The sequence below is a fragment of the Ureibacillus thermophilus genome (genome assembly GCF_004331915.1).
GTDB classification, from domain to species: Bacteria; Bacillota; Bacilli; order Bacillales_A; family Planococcaceae; genus Ureibacillus; species Ureibacillus thermophilus.
On record NZ_CP036528.1, the window covers coordinates 2,791,894 to 2,813,365 of the forward strand.

The following is a 21,472-nucleotide window of genomic DNA, read 5'->3' on the forward strand; positions in this document are numbered from 1 at the left end:
AATAGTCAATCGCCTTCTTTCGTTAGCCGGATTCTTTCTGGATGGGTGTAAATATTCATCGACTCATTGCGGATGAATCCGACCGTTGTGATGCCCAGCTGTTCTGCTAAATTAAGGGCCAATTCTGTAGGAGCAGATTTCGATAAAACCATTGCACAGCCGATTTTAGACACTTTCATTAAAATCTCCGAGGAAATGCGCCCGCTGAAAACAATGATTTTATCTTTTACCGGGATGTTATTTCGCAAACAATAGCCATATATTTTATCAAGGGCATTGTGCCTCCCAATATCCATGCGGCTGATGACAATGCCTTTTACATCGCAAAGTGCGGCATTGTGGACGCCGCCCGTCTGTTTAAAAACTTGCGCAGAATCTTGCATTTCCTTCATCAATCGAAAACAATCTTCCGGAGCGATGCTAAGTTTCACATCTTCCAAATTTTTAGAAGCCAATGCATCGCTTGCAAAGACAAATCCTTGCCGGCTCATCCCGCAGCAAGAAGTCAAATACCGTTTATTTTGCAGTTGTTGGACAAAAGGGTTCACTTTCCTTGCTTTAATATGCACAAAGCCCTCTTCTTCCTGATGCCAAATATCCTCAATATCTTTGTAATGAAGAATGCGCTCTGAAACGAGATAGCCAATGACCATATCTTCCACATATTCCGGCGTGCAAACCATTGTCACGATTTCCTGTTGGTTGACCTTTACAGTGAGTGCATATTCCGAAACAATTAAATCCGTGACTTGCTGTTTTTCGCCGTTTTCAATTCGGATAATTTCCCGAGTAACCGTAGTTTTCATCGATTTTCTCCTTTATTCCGAAATTGGATCTTCAAAAATAAAGACCGAAACAGCACAGTCTTCCTCGATTTTGATGTCGGTAAACAAATGGAGCAGTTTAGAGCCCATCAATTCTTCCATTTCTTTCGGCGTTGATTTGGCATATAAATCTTTAATCATCGTTGTGCGGGCGGTATGCACCATTTTGGCTCCTTCTGGCGTTGTGGCAATAAATCGTTCTGTTGGGGTTAGATTGCCGTATAAAAGCGATACAACGATATTATCAATAAACACCGTATGAATGCGGTCCGGCCCTTTTCCAAATAAATTTTTGCGCAGTTTTCTGATGATATTATTAAATTCATGTATCTTTTTAGACAAGTTGAACCCTCCAACATTTAGAAACTCGTTTATAATTTGATTATAATAATAACAAATTCTGAAAAATAAAAGAGAAAATATTTTCGAAAATTAAGAAATTACTTTTCTATTGTTGAATTGAACGTTCCGCGTTATGATATAAAAAAGGATAATGTGGATGAATTGGATATATTTTGATTTTTATGTATATGTCAAAACCTATGCATGAAAATCATAATATATTTTCCAAATGATAATGTTTGAGATTGGGTTTTTAGTAAGAGTTTGCTAAAAATTTAATCCACCATGACTAAGCAGCATGAACATTCATGCCGTTTCATGGTGGATTTTTTATTTTTTCAGGTGTCAAAACTAGAAATCTTTCGCTCACGATAAGGGGGTTCTCAATTTGGAGAAAATCAATATTAATGGCACTCTTTATGATATTCCTGAAGGGGCAACGATTTTGGATATTTTGAATCAACACAGCATCCCTCACCCGCAAATTTGCCGTGCGCCGATTGTTGATCCAATTCAAACTTGCGATACATGCATTGTGGAGGTGGATGGAAAGCTTGTTAGATCCTGTTCCACCAAAGCCTTAGATGGCATGAATGTGAAGCTGGATTCAGATAGGGCGCGAGCTGCTCGAAAAGAAGCGATGGACCGCATTCTTGAAAATCACTTATTGTACTGCACCGTTTGCGACAATAACAATGGCGACTGTATTCTCCACAACACAGCGATGATGATGGGCATCAAATCGCAAAAATATCCATATCGTCCAAAAGTGGATCCTGATGAAGTCGATATGTCCCATCCTTTCTACCGTTATGACCCAAACCAATGCATTGCCTGTGGCCGCTGTGTGGAGGTTTGCCAAAACTTACAGGTAAATGAAACAATCTCCATCAACTGGGAAGCAGAAAGACCTTTAGTAATTTGGGATGATGGCGTAAAAATCAATGAATCTTCCTGCGTCAGCTGCGGACAATGTGTGACTGTTTGCCCAACCAATGCGTTGATGGAAAAATCCATGCTTGGGGAAGCTGGATTTCTAACAGGGCTGAAAAAAGAAATTTTAAATCCAATGATTGATTTAGTGAAAGAAGTGGAACCGGATTACAGCACGATTTTCGCCATTTCCGAGATGGAAGCGTCCTTGCGCAAAAAACGCATCAAGAAAACGAAAACGGTTTGCACTTTCTGCGGCGTCGGCTGTTCCTTTGAAGTATGGACAAAAGGGCGAAAAATTTTGAAAGTGCAGCCTTCTGAAGGTCCAGTCAACGGCATTTCCACTTGCATCAAAGGAAAATTCGGCTGGGATTTCGTCAACTCTAAAGAACGGCTTACAAAACCTTTAGTCCGGAAAAATGGTGAATTTGTGGAAGTGTCATGGGATGAAGCATTAGACTTTGTGGCAGAAAACCTTCTCCGCATTCACAAAACTTATGGTCCGGGTTCAATCGGCTTTATCTCTTCTTCCAAAACGACAAACGAAGAAAATTACTTAGTGCAAAAAATGGCTCGGCAAATTTTCCAAACAAACGATGTGGATAACTGCTCCCGCTATTGCCAATCGCCGGCAACTGACGGACTGATCCGCACGGTAGGTTTCGGCGGTGACTCTGGAACCATCAAAGACATCGAAAAAGCAGGGCTTGTCATCATCGTTGGCGCTAATCCTGCAGAATGCCATCCGGTTTTAGCAACGCGAGTTAAACGCGCCCATAAATTGCACGGTCAAAAATTGATTGTGGCTGATCTTCGCAAAAATGAAATGGCAGAACGAGCAGATATTTTCCTCCGCCCGAAACAAGGAACAGACCAAGTTTGGATTATGGCCGTCACAAAATACATCATTGACCAAGGTTGGCATGATGAAGCCTTTATCCAAGAAAATGTCCTAAACTTTGAGGAATATAAACAACTCCTTGAAAAATATACCCTTGACTATGCGGAAGAAGTGACAGGCATTCCGAAAGAAACGTTGATGCAAGTGGCGGAAATGATTCGCGATGCAGACGGCACATGCGTACTTTGGGGAATGGGGGTTACCCAAAATACAGGCGGTTCCCATACTTCTGCGGCTATTTCCAATCTTCTATTAGCAACAGGAAACTATCGACGTCCTGGAGCAGGTGCTTTCCCTCTCCGCGGCCACAATAATGTGCAAGGGGCTTGCGATATGGGCTCATTGCCAAATATGCTGCCAGGCTATCAAAGGGTAACGGATGAAAAAGCCCGGGAAAAATTTGAAAACGCTTATGGTACCAAAATTCCTTCTACACCTGGTCGCACAAATCCGGAAATGCTTGATGCCATTATGGAAGGCAAAATGAAAGCAATGTATTTAGTCGGGGAAGAAATGACTTTAGTGGACTGCAATGCCAATCATGTAGATGAAGTCCTTTCTAAATTGGAGTTCTTTGTCGTACAAGATGTGTTCTTCTCTCGTACTGCCCAATATGCGGATGTCATTTTGCCGGCTTCTCCTTCGTTAGAAAAAGAAGGAACTTTTACGAATACAGAACGCCGCGTGCAGCGGTTGTATCAAGTATTGCCGCCTCTTGGGGAATCAAAACCAGATTGGCAAATTCTTCAATTAGTGGCGCAGCGTTTAGGCTATGATTGGAACTACAGCCATCCTAGTGAAATCTTTGATGAAATGGCAAGCCTCACCCCCATCTTCTCCCAAGCCAACTATGATGTGTTGGCAGGCTGGGGAAGCTTCTGCTGGGGCAGCCTCGATGGTAAAGATACGCCTTTACTCTATTTGGACGGCTTTAACTTCCCGGACAAAAAAGCCCGTTTTGCTTTAGACGACTGGGTAGAACCAGTGGAATATGAAGGACAATTCGATTGCATCATCAATAATGGACGGATGCTCGAACATTTCCACGAAGGCAATTTGACGAACAAATCCACAGGCATTCAATCGAAAGTGCCGGAAATCTTCGTGGAAGTATCGCCAGAGCTGGCAAAAGAGCGAGGCATTGAAGATGGCATGTTCGTGCGCCTTGTATCTCCATATGGGGCATGTAAAGTTAAAGCCCTTGTGACAGACCGGGTGAAAGGAAACGAACTCTTCCTGCCAATGAACTCTGTAAGCAAAGATTCGGCCATCAACTTCTTAACGGGTCCGGCAGCGGATGTGAACACAAAAACCCCTGCCTACAAGCAAACAAAAGTGCGGCTAGAGGTATTGAAAGATAAAGGAAAACGCCCGCTTCCAAAAACAAATCCAAGAACGAAAAAACGAAATCCGCAAAATGGTGTCGAAGTGGAACGAAAATGGAAGCGCCCTGATTACGTGCCGATCACGACTAATTAGGAGAAGCAGTAATAGAGCAGCTCTGCACAATCGGAAATTGCATTGGGCAGAGCAGTTCTGTCCAATCACAAACAAGCAATGCAAAAGGAGGGAAAACATGGCCTCACCAATTCGGACAATTCGAAAGCAGCCAGTAACAAAAGAAGAAATCGTAGAACAAAATTTGGAGAACTTGAAAGAGCTTGTTTCGGAAAATAAGGAAACTATTCATCAACTCTTTTCGATTTTAAATGAACTTCAGGAAATGGGTGCACTAGAAGCAGCGGAAAAACTCCTTGAAGCTCGGGAAGATGTGGCGGAAATCGCCCTTGGCCAACTGACTAGAAAACCAGCGACAAATCTCATGAATCATTTGATGAATGCAGCTGGTGCATTATCTACCATCGACCCGGAAGCAACGAAAACATTAGCGAATAGTTTCACCAATGGCTTAGATGAAGCGAAAAATGCATTGAACAATGATGAAAAACTCGGCGTATTCGATGTATTAAAAATGCTCAACGACCCGGACGTCAACCGCGGCCTCCACTTCGCCCTTCACTTTTTGAAAGGCTTTGGGAAAAGTTTGAAGGAATAAATGAATCCCCCGCTTTCGTTTTGGAAAGTCGGGGCGATTGCTCTATGTGGGAATGACCCGTGCCCGGGACTATAACCCGCGATTTTTCAAAAGCAACTTGGCTCAATGAACAAATGGCAACAGATGGCCTTCCGATCCTTTCGGCAATCCGGGTTGGCGAAGAGGATGGAGAAATCATTGTCAACGGACAGTCCTTAATCAAAAGGCTTCAGGAGTCATCGATTGTTTAATTGAACTGCCGGACGGATGGGTCATCATCGACCATAAAACATTCCCGGGCCGCGAAGAACTTTTGGCAGCGCGTACCTAAGATCTATGCCCACGCTTTGACCGAAGCTTCCGGCAAACCGGTGCTGGAAGGCTGGATCCATATGCCGATTGTCGGCAACATGGTGCAATATACAAAAGAGGATTTAGTGATCAAAGATTGGAATAAGCTCTCGTTGGGGTGAAACTTGACAGAAAATAGGAGAGCTGTGCTGAAAAGTCTTTTGAATCGACTTTCCGGCACAGCTCCATTTGCATTACACCAATTCCACTTTGATCCATTTTCTTACGCTATTGATGAACCATATTTTCGAACACTTTTTCAAATCGTCCAACGTTAAAACTTTTTCCTCAATTTGCCCCGCTTTCAACAAATGCTCACGGAAAGTGCCTGCAAGAAGCCCGCTTGTGACAGGCGGCGTCCACAGCTTCCCATCGATTTCCAACACGACATTCCCGTTGATGAACTCTGTCAATTCCCCTCTTTCATTCCAAAGAAGAACATCAAAAATTCCTTCTGATGACGGCTTGAACTGCTCATACATATCCCGGTTCGTCGTTTTGTGATATAAAAACAAATGTTCCGAATGGATGGGACTTTTCGCAAGGGCCGCTTTTTTCGGAGACTGCATTTTCACAATCGGCTGCCCCTCAATAGTACAGGCACCGTCTTGCTCCAAAAGCAATCGCACTTTCCATTGGCCCAAAGGATTCATGTTGGCAAATTCCTTCAGCTTCGTTTCCACTTCATCGATGTTGACAGCATACTGAAAATAGGTTGCCGATTTTTTCAAACGGTTGAGATGCTTGTCTAACAGAAAATACTCTCCATCATCCAACAGCAAACTTTCCAGCAACTGAAACGCTTTTTCTTCCCTATTAAGAAAAGCGCATTTCGCAAGAACTTCATGAAATTCGTCTTCAGCGGTGGAGTCCCAAGTGATGCCCCCTCCGACACCATACATGGCTTTCCCTGTCTTATGGTCAATCATTACCGTCCGAATCGGCACGTTAAAAATGGCCTCCTGATCGGGCGTGATGTATCCAATGGCTCCGCAATACACTTCCCGAGGCGATTTTTCCAGTTTTGAGATGATTTCCATTGTGCTGGCTTTTGGAGCTCCTGTAATGGAACCGCATGGAAAGATGGCTCTTAGAACATCCACCAGTTCTGTGCCTTTTTTGAGCTTTGCAGTTACGGTGGATGTCATTTGATGAACAGTCGGATACTGTTCTACTTCAAATAATTTGGTCACTTTCACCGTACCCGTTTCAGCAACGGCTCCCAAATCATTCCGCAATAAATCAACAATCATTACATTTTCTGCGCGGTTTTTTTCGGAATGATACAGCCACTTTGCCTTTTCTTGATCTTCTTCAAAGGTTTTTCCCCTTTTAACTGTCCCCTTCATTGGGCGAGTTGTAATGTGGTTCCCTTCAATATGGAAAAACAATTCAGGAGAAGCTGATAGGATACTATGTTCGCCTGTATGAATGTAAGCGCAATAATTTGCCGCTTGAGCTTTTTTCATTTTATTGAATAATGCAAATGAATCACCTTCAAATTGTGCATGTAAACGAATTGTATAATTCGTTTGATAGGTAATTCCCTTCGCAATGGAATTTTTAATAAATTGGATGGCTTCTCGATATTCCGATTCATTCGTATCAGGTTCCCACTCCGTCAATGAATGGAAACCTTGGCTTGCCATCACTTGATATGTAGGTTCTTTATAAAGGCCGAACCACAACAAAGGCATCTGATAATCCGCCTTTGTTTTTAATGAAGAGTCGAAAGCCGGGGCGCTCTCATAAGATAAAAACCCCGCCGCATAATACCCTTTCTTTACCCATTCTTGCACTTCTTGAAGACAAGTTAACACTTCATGCATTTGGCTGGCAGAAATGATTTTTTCCGGATGAAGAAAAGCAATAGGCTCAATCATCCCATTCGATTTTGCAAATTCGAAATAGAGAAATGGCGTTAGTTCGTTCATGAATCATTTCCTTTTCTGTTTAGAAATTTCTATACATAGTATAGTAAAATTGTGTGTTATTGCAAATTTTTATTTTTTATCAACCATGAATCCAACAGCTTTAAGAAGAGAAAAGATGTGGCTGATTCATGCATAAATCCAGCAGGATATTAGCCAAAGATGGCACAATAATAGTCATTCTGCTTCAAATTTGTAAACATAATAGCCAGAGGAGGAAAAAAGGGAATATTGAGAGGCGATAATAGTCAAATAGAGGAAGATATTAGTCATTTCTCCAAAGATAATAGTCAATCTTAAGAAGATAATAGCCATTGTGGAAAAATAGGGAATGAGAGGCGATAATAGTCAAATAGAGGAAGATATTAGTCATTTCTCCAAAGATAATAGTCAATCTTAAGAAGATAATAGCCATTGTGGAAAAATAGGGAATGCTGAGAGGCGATAATAGTCAAAGTTGATTCGATAATAGCCAAAATGCCAAGGATAATAGTCAAACTTGGCAAAATAATTGCCAAAGCATTAGAAAAGAGCGAATGAGAAAGCCAATCATCATTCTCATTCGCTCTTTTGAATAAACCCACGTTTTCTAGAACAAAGACATTTGTTCCTTTTCTGTCAGTCTTTCCAACGCTTCTGGTTCATGGTCGCGGAAGTATGCGTGGTGGAGCCATTTTTCTGTTGTGACGATTTGTTTATTGGCTTGTTTGGCTTCACGGAGTTTGCAGCTATAAATTACAGGGAAATAATCCCGCAAAAACTTCCCTTCCGCATGGGCGGTCAATGCGATGATTTGAAATCCCAATTGTTCCGCAACAAAGAAAACCGGACTGAGCACATGATCGCTCGATGCTTTGCCGAATGGATTGTCCAAAATCACCACCCGGCTGTGCTTCATGTTTGTTTTTTGATGCTGTTTCTTTTCAGCGACGTATTTTAACAAGCCCAAAAACAACGTCATATTTTTGCTCCATTTTTCTCCGCCTGACCATACATTGCTCTGCTCCCAAGAATAGGACCTTGTCGACACTGTATTTTCGTTTGTCACTTTGCGGCAACTTACTTTCATGCCTTCATTTTTCATCACCACTTGCAGAAGCTGTTTGGTTTGCAGCCACATTTCAATGTCATTCCGAACTTTCGTTTCATCCTGAAGGCCATTTTCTTTTACATAACGATCCGCCTCCAGTTGAAGCATAATCCACTCAATGTAATCGCGAATCCGCTGCTTACCTTCTTCTGCGTCCCATTGAGGGATCGTAAAAGTATAAATCGTTTTCCATTGATCCTCTTCTTTTACTTTTGTATGTTTTGGAATTTGTTTCAACTCTTCTACCACTGTTTTTAAATGGTTATGGATTTGGTTGATATATGCCTGCAATTCCTCATCTTTTTGCCGTATATGTTCATTGGCATAATTCGTCGACCGCTCGATTCGGATCATCATATTCTTTTTAAAATCCAATAACTCTTCATAACCCGTCTTATAATCCACACCTTCAATCGCCATTTTTTGCAATTTATTATCAGAAACCGTTGAACAAAACTGCTTATAAGCTTGTTTTTGGGCATCCACCGCTTCCTTTTCCTTCTCCACTTGTCCACTATGTTGCTCCAATTCTTGGATAATGGCTTTCACCATTTTCTTCCGATTATAGATAAAATCCATTTTTTCATTTTCACTTAAAGGGATTGTCACGACTTGTGGTGCGTTAAAATGATGTTTTTCAATGAATTTGATCAGCTCGCGTTCCGCTTCATCAATCTTGTTTTGCTCCCGTGACACTTGTTCCATCTGTTCATCCAAATAATTCTTCTCTTTTTGAAGCGCCTTCTTTTCTTCAGCAAGCTCTTCTTCCGCTTGGTTTAATGGAACGGAGAATGTGTAAATATCATGATCCGGAAAATTTTCACGGAAAAGCTGTTTCAAATGATTTCTTTTTCCTTTTTGCTCTTCCTTTGCAGAAAGCTTTTCTGTAACCTGTTTTTCCAACTTGTTTAATGCCTGTTTCAACTCTTTTATTTTGATAATCTTATTTTGCAATAAATGTTCTCCATCTGATGGAAATTCCCAATGTTCATGCACATTTTCACATTCATTGCGGATCTGATCCATCTCTTCCTGCAGTTTAGTCAAATTGTGTTTGGCATTGGCCAGCTTTTCATTCAATTCTCCTATACTTTTTGACGCTTGATGGATTTTCAAATTCAGCGTCTGGATTTTGTCGCGGAGATTTTTCCGGCTTTCCCCGGTAAAAATTGGGGTCAATGATTGCACTTCTTTATACTCTTCATCATTTTTAAGAGAATCTAATTTCCATTTTAAATTTTGTTTGCGTTCCTCCAGTGCAGCCTTTTGTTCGTTATAATCCAATAATTGTGCGGCTAAATATGCTTTTTTGGCTTTTATATTGGCCAATACGTCTTTCAACTCTTTTTCAACTTCCTTGGCCTCTTTTACTTCACGGCAATAATGGAAATATTGATTCCCTTCCTGGATTTTCCGTTCAAGCCCTTGCATTTCTTCTTGGCAAAGTTCCATTTGTTCCCCGATGGTTGTGATTTGATGCTTCAGATTCTTTCGCTGCTGCTCCGCATTTTCAATTTCTCTTTCGATTTGTTCGATTTTTAACATCGTTTCCGACCATCTTTTTTGAAAATCGGTCAGCCGTTCATATGGATAGTCTTTCAAAAATTGTTGGAAGGCTTGTAGGGCATATTCCCATTCTTTTTGTTCCGTTTCTTTCAGTTCTCTTTCCTTCGTCGCTTTTTCCGCATCCACACGGACTTTTTCTTTCCATTGCCCAAAGGTCTCTTCCATCATCCCTTTTTCCCAATGAGCAGGAATAATCCAGGATGGCTCCGGTTGGACGGCATCTTTCTTTATCTTCACCGCTTCTTCGGTCGTCAGTATTTGAATCGGGTATCGAAGTTCATCGGCAAGGTCTTCCACTTTCTTTTGCAATTCTTCCTTCGATTTATTGGTTGTAATCAAAGTGACAGCCCATAACGGATAGAAGACTTTTTCTTCATAATCCGCTTCATTCAGCATCTGCAAATATTCAATACCCATTACACAATAGTCCAATTGATTTTTCCATGATTTTATCCGTTCTTCAATCAACGGATCGCTGAAAAATGTTTTCTGTTCCCCATAATCATCGACTAAACGCAATGCCACCCGCTCTTTGTATAATAAAACCTCTTTTTCCTTTTTCAATTTTTCGATGGTTTCATAAAGCCGGTTATAAATGGAGTGTTCATTTTCATAGACCGATTCCAGAATGGCCCATTGCGGTCTTAATCTTCCCAAAATTCGAATCAATTTTCTTTGTTCATTTTCAATTTGGCTTTTCTCGTTTTTCAATTGTTCTTTTGCAACATGCAAACCGTTCTTCTCATTTTTTAATTTTTCGATGGTTTCATCCAGCTCAATCGATTGCTTCTCTTTTTCCTTCTTCTCTCCGTGCAGCCGTATCAGTTCTTCATCCAAAAATTGATGGCGGTTTTGCCATTCGGCCATTTTCTCTTCCACTTGTTCGTGCTGTGGATTGGAAAGCAACAATTGTTTCAACCTTTCGATATCCGCTTCCCTCATTTGGATGGTTTTCTGAACACCGGCGATTTCCCTTTGCTTATCCAAATCATGTTTTTCGATGGATCGCTTTTCTTCCTGCAAAGTATCGATTTTCCTTACAATCGGATTGAGTTCGAATTGGATTTGTTCCATATTCTTTTTCATGTCATCCATCTGTTCAATAAAATGTCCGAGCAGCGCCTGCTTCGTTTCTTCCAATTGGTTTTGCAAATCCGAGAGCTCTTCTATTTCTTCCAGCTTCTTCATTTCGCTTTCAACAAACGCAATTTCCTTTTGATAATGATTCAAAAGTTGCTTGCATTTTGCAAATTTCAATGAATAATAGGCAAGGCTAAGTTGCTCCAGTTCTTCCTTTTTTGTGCCATATTCAACATTTGCCAGATCATAATCTTTCTGCAGTTGTTCGTATTTTTCTTCCTCAACGGCAATCTGATAAGACGCCACTTTCACTTCATGTTCTTTTTTCTTTTGAATCCAAAGATTGAATTGCTCTTCATTCTTTTCCATTTCTTTTGCAACATCGATTTTTTGAATTTGAATCTCTTCCCAGATTCCCTTTGCCTTCTGCTTCGACTTGTCATAGGCAAGCTGGGAGGAATGCAGTTTTTCAAACGTTTGCACGTATTTTTCCAGTTGATGTTGGATTCGCTTGTTCTCTTCAATGGTTTCTTTCAGTTTTTTATAAAGTTTCAAATTATCCAGCTGTTTTTCAAAGATATCGGCAAAAAGGGTTGGATGATGACCCGCAATCGATTGTTCAACGGTCGGTATCAATAAGCGGTCAAATAACTGGGTGGTGTTTTTGCAGGCTTCGAAAAAGGCCTCGACGCCCCCTTCCGAGCTGTTGATCGTCACAATACTTTCCCATTCATCGGCAATAATATGGTATTGTTCTTCAATAAACTTCCGATATTCTTTGATTGTCGAAAACGTTCTTGCCGATAAAGGATATCGTTCCTTCATGCCATTGTAATAATCAAGCATTTCCCCCTTGTCGGCAGGTCTAGTGCCGCCTTGTCCTTCCCGAACAAAAGGAATGCCTTCGATTCCGTTCTGATCCCCTTCATCATATTCATAAACATAGCGGTAAGAATCCAATCCTTTATCCGTCATAAAAAGGGTCACCGCCGTCACAACATATCGCCGTGGACGTTCGTTGAGTATCCATTCGATCGCAATATGGGCCGGGGCATTTTCCAACACCAAAGTGTTTTTAATTTTTCGATCCGCCAAATCGGTATGGGGAATCATCCCTTGCAATACCGTTTGGATAAAAACGGTCTTCCCTCCGCCGTTTTCAAGAAGAATCACCCCATTATATCCGTTGAATAAAAAGAGTTCATCATTATAACACTTGTTGCCTTCTTCATAGACAATATTGGTCAATCTGATTTTATTGATGGCCGGCATGTTGTCCCTCCTTATCAAAACCGTAAAGAAACTCAAAAATCCCTTTGTTATATTCCACTGCCATGAAAAATCGCTGGATGATGGTCATCGCTTTTTCCGTCAAGGTGATTTCATTATTCCCGATTTCCCGGATCAACTGTTGGTCGCTCAAAAACTTTGCAACCATATGCAGGAAGCTCATTCGGCTAATCGTATTTCCTGATTGCCGCTTAGCGGTTTCCTTAATATCATCCATATCATCCCATTTTTCGATGATGGCGCTCCAATTGTAAGAAAACTCTTTTTCTGATGTTTTTAATTGTTCCTCATCATGGGATTTTAAATGATCAATCCGCTCCTGAATCAGCCGGATCCATTCATCCATGCCGATAAATTGCCTTGTGGGATGCGGACTTTGATAGGAATCATAAAAACTGCCGAAAAGAACAAGTATGCAAAAATAAAGAAGATACATATCCGCATTCGTCGCACCGGAACGCAAATATTTCCGTTTAATCCACTCATTGCTTACATGGAATGGAGACAGCTTCGGTTCAGGAACGAGAAACAGTTCTTCACTCGTTTTGATTATTGCGCAATGCACTTCCTGGCTGAACAATTCAAGAAGGGCGCGCACATCTTCATCGGCATTATAGATTTGAACGGCCTCTTTGCCCAAAACCCCGTCCCTTGCCAGCTTCGTATATAGTCGAAAGGCTTGCAACACCGTTTGTTCAGAATAGTTCATCTTCATCCTCCAACTTTATGTTCATTTCGCTGATGGAATAGCGATCTACTTTTTGAATGATCGCTTTATCTTCCGTAACGATTAATTTGCGTTTTCCCAATAATCGAAAGGCCTCATCAAAAACCGTTCTGCTTTCTTCATCATCCGTTCCCGCTTGAATAGGCGAACGTTGGTGGAGAACAATCCAAAAATCGTAGAAATACCGCATTTGGAATAGATTCTCCAATAGATTTCTTTCGAGATAGGATATGAACTCGGATAACGTATTGCCGCTATTTTCTTCATAAGCCTTCAGAAAATGTTCCATCAGCTCTTTATATTTTTCTGAAATCCATTGTTTATATGAATTGAAGCTGTTTTCGTCATCCACTTCATAAAAGTGATATTCCACCTTCACTTTCCGGTCTTCTACAATATTCTGCTCTTCCAAAACAGCAAGCGGCGACCAAAATTCATTTTCTTCCACTTTCAAGAAAGGATGGAGAACGCCTTTCATCGCATCCAACGGCAAAGGGGTGGACACAATGAGAGACACGATATCTTGGTCGAAGTTAAAGGAATGCATGCCCGTATAATAAAGCGACTCCTGGGCTGTAATCAAAGTCGTGTTTTTCAAATGGAGCGTCTGATTCAGAAGCTCGGAATGTTCATAGTGCACTTTCTCCAATTCCCTGTTGATCTGCAAAATGTATTGATACGTTTTCTGCTCCTTTTGATGAATATTTTCGGCAAACAATCGTTCCCTCGTTTCTTTGACAAACTCCCTCAATTCTTTGAATTCTTCATCTTCCCGTTCCAGCCTCTGAAAAATATCATCAAGCAGCTCTTTATACCGCTCAAACGTTTCTTCGGACACAATGCTTCGCTGGATTTCATGCTTCAATTTGACAATGCGTTCCTGCAACGTCTCGACGGCCACCCGCATTTCATTGATTTGCCGAAGTGCCCCCTTAAATTCCCCCTTTTCCAGCTGTTTCCGTAAAATCAATTGGTTGATGGAAATTTGAAACTCACTGTAAAACTCCTTAGTTGCAAAAATCAATTCCAATCCATCTTCATCCAATGTGTAGAATTGGGTATTCGTTCCGGCATCAAAATCGTTCGCCTTCAAAATGGAATATTCAATGGTCTCCTCCGCCTTTTCCTCCCAATCAAAATAACCGTAGCTGCGTTTTTTTCCGTGGGTCGGGCGGAAATTTTGAATCAAGGATCTGGCCAGTTCTTCATAGGTTTCCTCTTTCAGCATATACACTTCTTTCGTGGCTTCTTTTAAAAAGAAAGCCAACTCTTTGACACCTGTCCTTTGATTTCGCATCAACTTCTGTTCAAAGAAAAAAAGCAAAGTGAGGAGGCCAAGCCCTTTCATATCAATCTTCGTCCCATTTAAATCAACATCCCTTTTCCGATCCAGTTCATTCAATGGTTCAAACAGGGCGATGCGCCGGATCCGATCTCTATATCCGCTTAATAACGCTTGCATATCCATCTGTTCCAATCGGATCCCCTCCAAATTTCCTGCAATTCTTTTGATTTTAAGATTTCCTGCGGGTAATACTTCCCTTGCGAAAACATCATCGCCAGTTGTTCTTGCTCCTTTTGCGGAAATTGGCTAATGAATTTTTCTTGAGCTTCAGTATATTGTCTTTGATATTCTTTTCCGGCGATCGGCTGTTTTTCAAGACAAGCTTTATAGAATGGCAATGCCAAATGGGCTTTGATTTTTTGGTTCAACGAATGCCAAATGGACACTCCTTCCCGGTCAATGTCGCCGAAATAGAAAAAATGATGCTGGGCGTTGACCGGATATTGATCCCGGAACTGTTCGATGCTATGGATGATTTTCTTCCCACTTCCGTAAATCAATGTGGAAAATTCAGTGGATGGCAAAGCCGGAAGCAGACCTTGATAAGTCGTTTTATTTTCAACAATGAGGTGAAACTGTGTCTCTTTTGATACCAGATTGGGATGGATGGCAAACATCAACGGGTCGGAAACAGGGATGATGTTAAAAGAATGGAAGAGTCCGATACGCTCCAGCAGCTCTTTTCCCCCTTTTTCAGTGAGCCATTTTTCATCCTGGACCAGTTCAAAACTGCGCTCCGGTGCAGGAACGGACTCTTCCGGAAAACCAAATGTTTTTATGTATTCATCGATTTTGATGAGATAAGGAAGATCGTGCCGCCAAATGGAAGGATCTTTTTTGTAATATTCATCAAGGTTTATGGATGGATGGAACTTGTTGCGATAATGTTGAATCTCTTGATGGAAACCGGTTTGAAGCAGACTTTTATTGATCCGGTACTGAAAGGCGAGCGATGGATTTCTTGTCGTTCTTCCTTTAGACTTCACCATCTCCAAAATGCCTTCCTGTTCCAGCTTCAAAATAAAGCCGGCATATTCTTCGTATGTATGAAAGAAATTCCCCATGATTACTTCCAATGCGGATAATCCTATCATTCTTTTCGGATAGCCATTAAGTGCGCGGTAAATTTCATCCACTATCCTTACCTCCGAACATTCTTTTTTCTTATTTTACTTAAAATGAAGGGAAATTGGAAATACAAGTCTGTGAAGAAAGTTAGGGGAATGTTGCACAGTTCAAGAAATGTTTGGTTTTGGGGAGGGGATTTCAATAAAAATCGTTTTACGGGCAATCAATAGATTTGTCAAAACAATAAAAAATGGAAATTTTTGTTGAGAAGTGTTTCCATTTCTTTCCATTAATGTATTCTTTACTCAACTTTCGCACACAGAATATGAAGACAGTCCTTGATATAACGAGGTTGTAAAAACGATTTACTGAATTTAAAAAAGGTTTCGATGTCCCAACGCATCCCATAGATTCGAACGATTTCTTCATTAGACAGCGTGGTATCTGTACTCAAAATGGCCAGCCATTCACTTTGGTTGTTTCGATTCCGCACAAACACGATTTTCACTGGTAAACCCGTATGAAGGGTTGCGTGAATCGAGCCGAGTGTTTCTTTTTTGCCAATGTCTCGTTTCGCTTTTCGATACAGTTGTTCAAAGGTTAAACGTTCTCCGTTGAAAAGATACCGTTGTTTCAGCTGTTTGACCATGCCAATGACAAAAAGGCCTTTGGAGTGAATCTTCTCCACCAACGGGGCATGAGTAAACCATGTATCCATGAGCACATAATCAGCGAAAATTCCTTTATCCAATGCATGTTCTACTAATTTCAACACCATGTTTGGTTTTGCTTCCAATGCCTCGAGCCGTCGTTTGTAGCCTGTGGTTCGTTTATCAATGGACGAATGGATTTCGTTCAAGCGATTCTTTTGGTTCGCTGAACTCAAAAGAGCGAAATCGATAGGTACAAATGTAAAGCCATCGGACCATCCGAGCGTTAATAGTTGAAAACCATTGACAAACTGACGAGTGGAATGATCGAATACTTTAGCTAGAAGCTCAACCGATTTACTACGGTTACGAGAATAAATCGAATCGTCTACAATAAACACGGTAACACGGTGCTTCGAAATCGTTTGTTTCACACGACGAATCACTTCGGAGCTCAGAGATAGTAAAAAGGTTCTCCAGTTAGTTATACGTAGACGAGTTCAAAAAACGATAAATGGTATCTTTTCCTTGTAAATCGGCAGCCTTTTTGCTTTGTAAGGCGTGGTACCAGTTTCTGTATTGAAAAACAAGAAGAAATAATAGTTGAAAAATCGATAAACAAGAATAACCACAAGCCTTGATAATTCCAGCTTTTCTTAAATGATTACCAATTTGTAATTCAGAAAATCCGTCTTTTATTTCTTTTGGTAATTGCGCAAAATACTCTTTTTTCGTTATCATAATGGTGACATCTTTCTTTCTTTGGTTTTTGGTTTGGTCACCAATAGTTTACCAAAAGAAAGAGGTGTCTTTTTGTTTTTTAGACGAATTTTTTCAGTGTCAAGTGAATATGAGATACCCAAAGAAACCTATCAAATCAAGGATTATTCATAAATTTTTCACTGCGAAAGTTGAGTAAGTAATTTTACTATGATAATTTTATTTATGTAATCTAAAAAAGACTAACAACTTTAATCGTTAGCCAATACCGTTTCTTTTCCTTCATTATATATTTCTTCAAGCCTTATTTTAATAGCATTTTTAATCATAGGCTTTAAACTTTTGTACTTCTTTCCTGTCAGTGGACAATGGTATCGCTCATCTTCAATTACTTCATCCTTTAGTGTTTCATCCTGTTGGAAGAATAGAGAATACAGTTCGTTAATTAATTCATTTTCTTGGTTAGATAGCTCAACTCCTTTATTTTCATATTCCTTTGATATTTCTTTAAAGACATTTTTAAAATCTTCCTTAGACATAGTTTTTATCAAGTTTCGCTCCATTGTTTTTGGTGTTCCATTGCTGGGTACCGTCAAGAATTTTGTGTAATGTAAGATAGGTAGGGCATCTCTGAAATGGATTTAGAATAGAGAGGGGGCTGTTTCTTCCACACAGGAGACTGAATATTCAGTCTCCTGTATGGAAAGGGAGAATCCCCCTTATCTCATTTATTTACATTATTTAGTTAATTGTAACGTTCTTCAAACATTCGCTCGAGGGCTTCATGCTCTTCGGCAAATCCTCGCGTCCTGCCCATTTCTCATTAAAATCTTGGATGGTCAAATACACGACTTTTTCAGCTGCTTCTAAACTACTCAAACTGTTCATCGGCTTGAGACGTTTCCGAATCTCCTTAATCGTTCGTTCAATGGTATTCGTCGTGTAAATCACACTTCGAATACGGCTTGGATCATCCATAAATGTTAGGAGGGCATCCAACTCATTGGCCCAAGATTGAACTTCTCTCGGATACTTGCTTGACCATTTCGACTCAAACTGTTGAAACATCTGTAATGCCATCTCCTTATTCGGCGCGCGATAAATCAGCTTGAGGTCCTCGGCCACTTCGAATTGGTCTTTTTTCCGAACACGATTTAAGGTATTACGTACTTTGTGCACGACACAGCGCTGCACATCGGCTTTCGGATAAACGGCCCGAAAAGCTTCCTCCAGCCCCGGAAGGCCATCGAAGACGCCAAGAAGCACTTCCTTGACGCCTCTTTGGTAGAGCTGCTGGAGAATCTCCCGCCATCCATAGGCGCTTTCTTGTCCTCCCACGAAGAAATCCAGAATTTCTCGATACCCTTCTTCATTCACTCCTAACACCACATAAATGACTTCTTTCTCTACCGTATCCCGGCGAAGTTTTACGTATAAACCATCCAAATATAAGACGGAATAACGCTTGTGCAGTGGACGAGCGTGCCATTTCTCGATGTCTTCCTTCACTACATCGGTAATACGGCTGATCGTTGCAGGAGAATAGGCATTTCCTAGAATTCGTTCGATAAACTTGCCAATTTCCCGTGTACTCATGCCACTTTGGTACATCCTAATGATGGCTTCCTCGAGCCAGCCGGTGTGGCGTTGATAAGGGGCAAACAACTGTGTTTGAAATTCCCCGTTTCGGTCTCTTGGAACCAAAAGACCTTCAATCCGACCATATTGCGTATCTAGATTTCGTTGATAGTAGCCGTTTCTCATATTGGATGTGTCCGCCTGTTCGATTTCGAGGAAATGTTTGATTTCTTCCCGCATAATCAGCTCTAATTTTTCCTTCACAAACTGACGAATGACACTTTCCAGTTGATTTGCCCAGTCGACATTCGGTATCCTTTTAGACATAGGTAGGGTACTCCTTTCTCTAAGATTTTTGGTCCAATCAGAGAATGCCCTACCTTTTTTCTTTTGATCTAGTAAAATGCTTTACACAAAATTTTATACATCATCAGAAAACGATCCGTTTATTATGTAGTAAAGGTTTTAAAAAATACAAATCTGAATGATCATCTAATTCATGCAATTGTATACTGTATGTATGATCTTTTAGCCAATTGATTTCAGAAGAAATATTATTTTTGCGGTGAAACATGTGTTTATCCCCTTGCTTTCATAATATTCCGTAGCATTACTGCCCCAAAGCCTGTAAAACGGCCAGACAAACATTTTAAACATTTTTTCATTTGTCACCTCCCTCTCGCTTTTTTAACGGAAGACCCGTTATCAAAATTAAACTGTACGCCCATAATAACCAAGATCCAAAATACCGATCGGATTGCACAGGTAAATTCGTAAACACATCTGGAAAGATCACTAACACAACCGTATCAATGAACATGCCGGGAAGCGCGATAAACATAGCGGCTTTTAAACGTTCCTCTTTTGTCAAGTCTTTAAGCTTGTACAGCGGATAGGTTAATAAAGCAATGACCGGAACAACAAGCAGATAGGACAAAAGAAGAAGTAAAGCGTTTTCTGGATGGAAGAAAAAATGGCCAAAAAACCGGAAAATGAGGGTTGCTCCTAACCAGACAAGAAATCCCCAAATAAGAAAATACACGATCAACACCCCTTTTTCTTAAATAAGGTCATAACCGCATTTCACCAACAATTTTGATCCATCATACCTTCACAGACGGTCCTTATTCTTTTCGGCAATAAAATCTTTAATAAAAAACAACGGGTAAATCATTAAATACAAGTTGGCAGCCCACCAAGTGATGTCAAAATCTTTGCGGAAAACCCAAAATGCAATGGCTTGTAAGCCAGAACAAAAAGTCAAAACAAGGGAAATCAAAGCATAGTTCATCCACGCTGGATTATTTTTATTATATTGATATATGCTGTAAAGACCCGTTATAGAAATAAAAATATCTAACGGAAAAAATGAACCTCTCCCACCTTCATTCTGTTTAGAGGAAGGGAGACTTCTCGGGAAAAATGTTAAATTACTTTTCTCTATTCTTCAACGTCAAAGTAAGCCGGGGAAACATATTTAAAAAATAAAATCCCATCATATTGTTGTGCAGGTACAAAGGAAGTAGGCATTCCCCCGCCTTCATAGGCCCGCCACTTTTTCTGTGCCCAGTTTCCATTGCACTGAATAAAACTATTTTGATAAGGGGAATGGTCAAGAAGGCTTTCCAAATGTTTTTTATTCGTTTTTTTTATTGGATATTCCTTACCTGTATAATCCAACATTTTGCCTTCCTTTGCATACAACCCCAATACAAAACTTTTCTCCTTAATCGTTTGGGAGAGGTTTTCCACAAACGATTTATAGGCAGACAGGCGCTTGGCGGAAGTATTTTTGCTAATATGCATGTTATGTGCCCAAATGATAAATTTTTCATTTGGGTATATTTCCCGTACTAAAAATTCTAGGTTTTTTGCCATTAATGCATCCCGATACTCAAAAAGTTTCGAGAAACTTTTTTCTAAAGTTACTTTCAAATAATTTACTCTATTTTCCATCGTACGGAGGACAATTTTATAAATCTTGCTGTCCGGAAAACAATGCTGTTTGAGTTCCTCAATCAATTCCATGCCCTTACTTTCCATCTCTTCCCTTATATTTTGGCGCATTGAACGCTTGATTTTCCGTTTATCGGCTGCAATCAAAACCTCGATCGCCCGCTTTTCAAAATCGACAAACTTCTGTTTGGTCGGACCCGTTAAATAAGACTCGAGGAATTCCGAAAACAAATTCTCCTTTTTTCCTTGATAAACATCCACACCAGTAAAATACAGCGGCCGCTCCTGCTTCATTTTTTTCATATAGTCAAATAATCCGAGGACAAATTCATTTTGCCACACACGCCCAATGGTACCCGCCATAAAACGTTTAGAATCAAGTTGATCAGACAGATAATCGCCAATCATACATGGCCCCAATTCGCTTTCAAAGGCAAGTACATGAAACCCCAATTCTTCATGAAGATATTTAATCAGGCTTACTTTTGCTAGACTGTATTCTTTGACGCAATGGCTGCTCTCCCCAAGGAAGACAAAGCGTTTATGTTTCAAAATCGGCTGAAGAAACTCAAAATGATAGCGGCCCATATCCCCTATATTGATACTTTGATTTTTGACTTCGTTTACAAATAAAGTAGTCATTTGAATTTCACCTTATCTCTTTTTCCATGATTTCACCAACATCCTACACAAATATTTCCAATAGATAAATTACAACAAAATTCGTGAAATTCCTTCTTCAAACTAATCGAAATTTAAAATAAAAATCTATTTATGATCCCTTGTTCTTTCATCGCCAACTTATGTCGGAACACCGCCATTTTTGGCGGAATATCGACACGAAATGGCAGACTTTAGGAAAAGCGGAGCTGAGATCACCCAACAGCAATGGGCAAATGTTCTTTGCCCGCTTCAAAGTTTTACTTAAATGCAAAAAAAAAAAAAAAAAGAAAATGTCCTCACTGATCAGATGAAGGCGTTGACAACATATTAAATTATGGAATAGTGACTAATTGCTTCCATCTATCTACCCTTTGCAAGTTTAGTTGTTAAAGATAAGCATAGTTTGATCTTTTTAAACATTA

Annotated in this window: 15 protein-coding genes and 3 pseudogenes; 4 read left to right on the forward strand and 14 right to left on the reverse strand. The window is 40.3% G+C overall.

All coding sequences use genetic code 11. The features are described from left to right. Positions 1–5: 5 nt before the first annotated feature. Positions 6–806, reverse strand: coding sequence for a formate dehydrogenase accessory sulfurtransferase FdhD (fdhD, locus tag DKZ56_RS14125; RefSeq protein WP_208650553.1), 801 nt, complete (start codon positions 804–806; stop codon positions 6–8). Between the two features lie 12 nt (positions 807–818). Beyond that, positions 819–1,166, reverse strand: a complete 348-nt coding sequence (locus DKZ56_RS14130) for a Na-translocating system protein MpsC family protein (RefSeq protein WP_208650554.1) — start codon at positions 1,164–1,166, stop codon at positions 819–821. Positions 1,167–1,554: 388 nt separating this feature from the next. On the opposite strand from DKZ56_RS14130, the gene fdhF reads away from it, so the two are divergent. The 4 genes from fdhF to DKZ56_RS14150 all read left to right on the forward strand — a co-directional run bounded on the left by fdhF (position 1,555) and on the right by DKZ56_RS14150 (position 5,508). Beyond that, complete coding sequence (gene fdhF, locus DKZ56_RS14135) at positions 1,555–4,479, forward strand: formate dehydrogenase subunit alpha (protein WP_208650555.1); 2,925 nt, start codon at positions 1,555–1,557, stop codon at positions 4,477–4,479. A gap of 97 nt (positions 4,480–4,576) precedes the next feature. Beyond that, on the forward strand, positions 4,577–5,056 hold the full coding sequence (locus tag DKZ56_RS14140) for a helical membrane plugin domain-containing protein (RefSeq protein ID WP_096552063.1): 480 nt from the start codon (positions 4,577–4,579) through the stop codon (positions 5,054–5,056). A 59-nt stretch (positions 5,057–5,115) separates the two neighbouring features. Further along, positions 5,116–5,286, forward strand: coding sequence for a hypothetical protein (locus DKZ56_RS14145; protein WP_208650556.1), 171 nt, complete (start codon positions 5,116–5,118; stop codon positions 5,284–5,286). Further along, positions 5,287–5,508 (forward strand): hypothetical protein, encoded by a 222-nt coding sequence (locus tag DKZ56_RS14150; RefSeq protein ID WP_208650557.1) that lies wholly within the window; start codon positions 5,287–5,289, stop codon positions 5,506–5,508. A 72-nt stretch (positions 5,509–5,580) separates the two neighbouring features. Here DKZ56_RS14150 and pabB read toward each other — a convergent pair whose 3' ends face one another. The 12 genes and pseudogenes from pabB to DKZ56_RS14210 form a co-directional block, all read right to left on the reverse strand. Beyond that, a complete protein-coding gene (gene pabB / locus DKZ56_RS14155; RefSeq protein WP_208650558.1) occupies positions 5,581–7,320 on the reverse strand; it encodes an aminodeoxychorismate synthase component I in 1,740 nt (579 codons plus the stop codon). A 586-nt stretch (positions 7,321–7,906) separates the two neighbouring features. After that, entirely contained in the window at positions 7,907–12,325 is a 4,419-nt protein-coding gene (locus DKZ56_RS14160) for a coiled-coil domain-containing protein (protein WP_208650559.1), read from the reverse strand. Then, a complete protein-coding gene (locus tag DKZ56_RS14165; RefSeq protein WP_208650560.1) occupies positions 12,309–13,052 on the reverse strand; it encodes a DUF6063 family protein in 744 nt (247 codons plus the stop codon). The genes DKZ56_RS14160 and DKZ56_RS14165 overlap by 17 nt, the downstream gene beginning before the upstream one ends. Next, the gene (locus DKZ56_RS14170) at positions 13,039–14,547 is read right to left on the reverse strand and encodes a replicative DNA helicase (RefSeq protein WP_208650561.1); all 1,509 of its coding nucleotides are present in this window, start codon (positions 14,545–14,547) and stop codon (positions 13,039–13,041) included. Before DKZ56_RS14170 ends, DKZ56_RS14165 begins: the two co-directional genes overlap by 14 nt. Continuing rightward, entirely contained in the window at positions 14,517–15,551 is a 1,035-nt protein-coding gene (locus DKZ56_RS14175) for a Wadjet anti-phage system protein JetD domain-containing protein (RefSeq protein ID WP_208650562.1), read from the reverse strand. The genes DKZ56_RS14170 and DKZ56_RS14175 overlap by 31 nt, the downstream gene beginning before the upstream one ends. Before the next feature lie 287 nt (positions 15,552–15,838). Beyond that, positions 15,839–16,874, reverse strand: a pseudogene (locus DKZ56_RS14180) (IS4 family transposase); the annotation flags it as partial. A 230-nt stretch (positions 16,875–17,104) separates the two neighbouring features. Next, the gene (locus DKZ56_RS14185; RefSeq protein WP_208650563.1) at positions 17,105–17,404 is read right to left on the reverse strand and encodes a hypothetical protein; all 300 of its coding nucleotides are present in this window, start codon (positions 17,402–17,404) and stop codon (positions 17,105–17,107) included. Positions 17,405–17,598: 194 nt separating this feature from the next. Next, positions 17,599–18,758, reverse strand: a pseudogene (locus DKZ56_RS14190) (IS256 family transposase). A gap of 103 nt (positions 18,759–18,861) precedes the next feature. Then, positions 18,862–19,005 (reverse strand): hypothetical protein, encoded by a 144-nt coding sequence (locus DKZ56_RS14195; protein ID WP_245989499.1) that lies wholly within the window; start codon positions 19,003–19,005, stop codon positions 18,862–18,864. 87 nt (positions 19,006–19,092) lie between these two features. Then, complete coding sequence (locus DKZ56_RS14200; protein WP_003253272.1) at positions 19,093–19,473, reverse strand: DUF5367 family protein; 381 nt, start codon at positions 19,471–19,473, stop codon at positions 19,093–19,095. 69 nt (positions 19,474–19,542) lie between these two features. Beyond that, a pseudogene (locus DKZ56_RS14205) lies at positions 19,543–19,803 on the reverse strand (DUF5360 family protein); the annotation flags it as partial. 68 nt (positions 19,804–19,871) lie between these two features. Further along, entirely contained in the window at positions 19,872–21,029 is a 1,158-nt protein-coding gene (locus tag DKZ56_RS14210; protein ID WP_208650564.1) for an erythromycin esterase family protein, read from the reverse strand. Positions 21,030–21,472 lie beyond the last annotated feature (443 nt).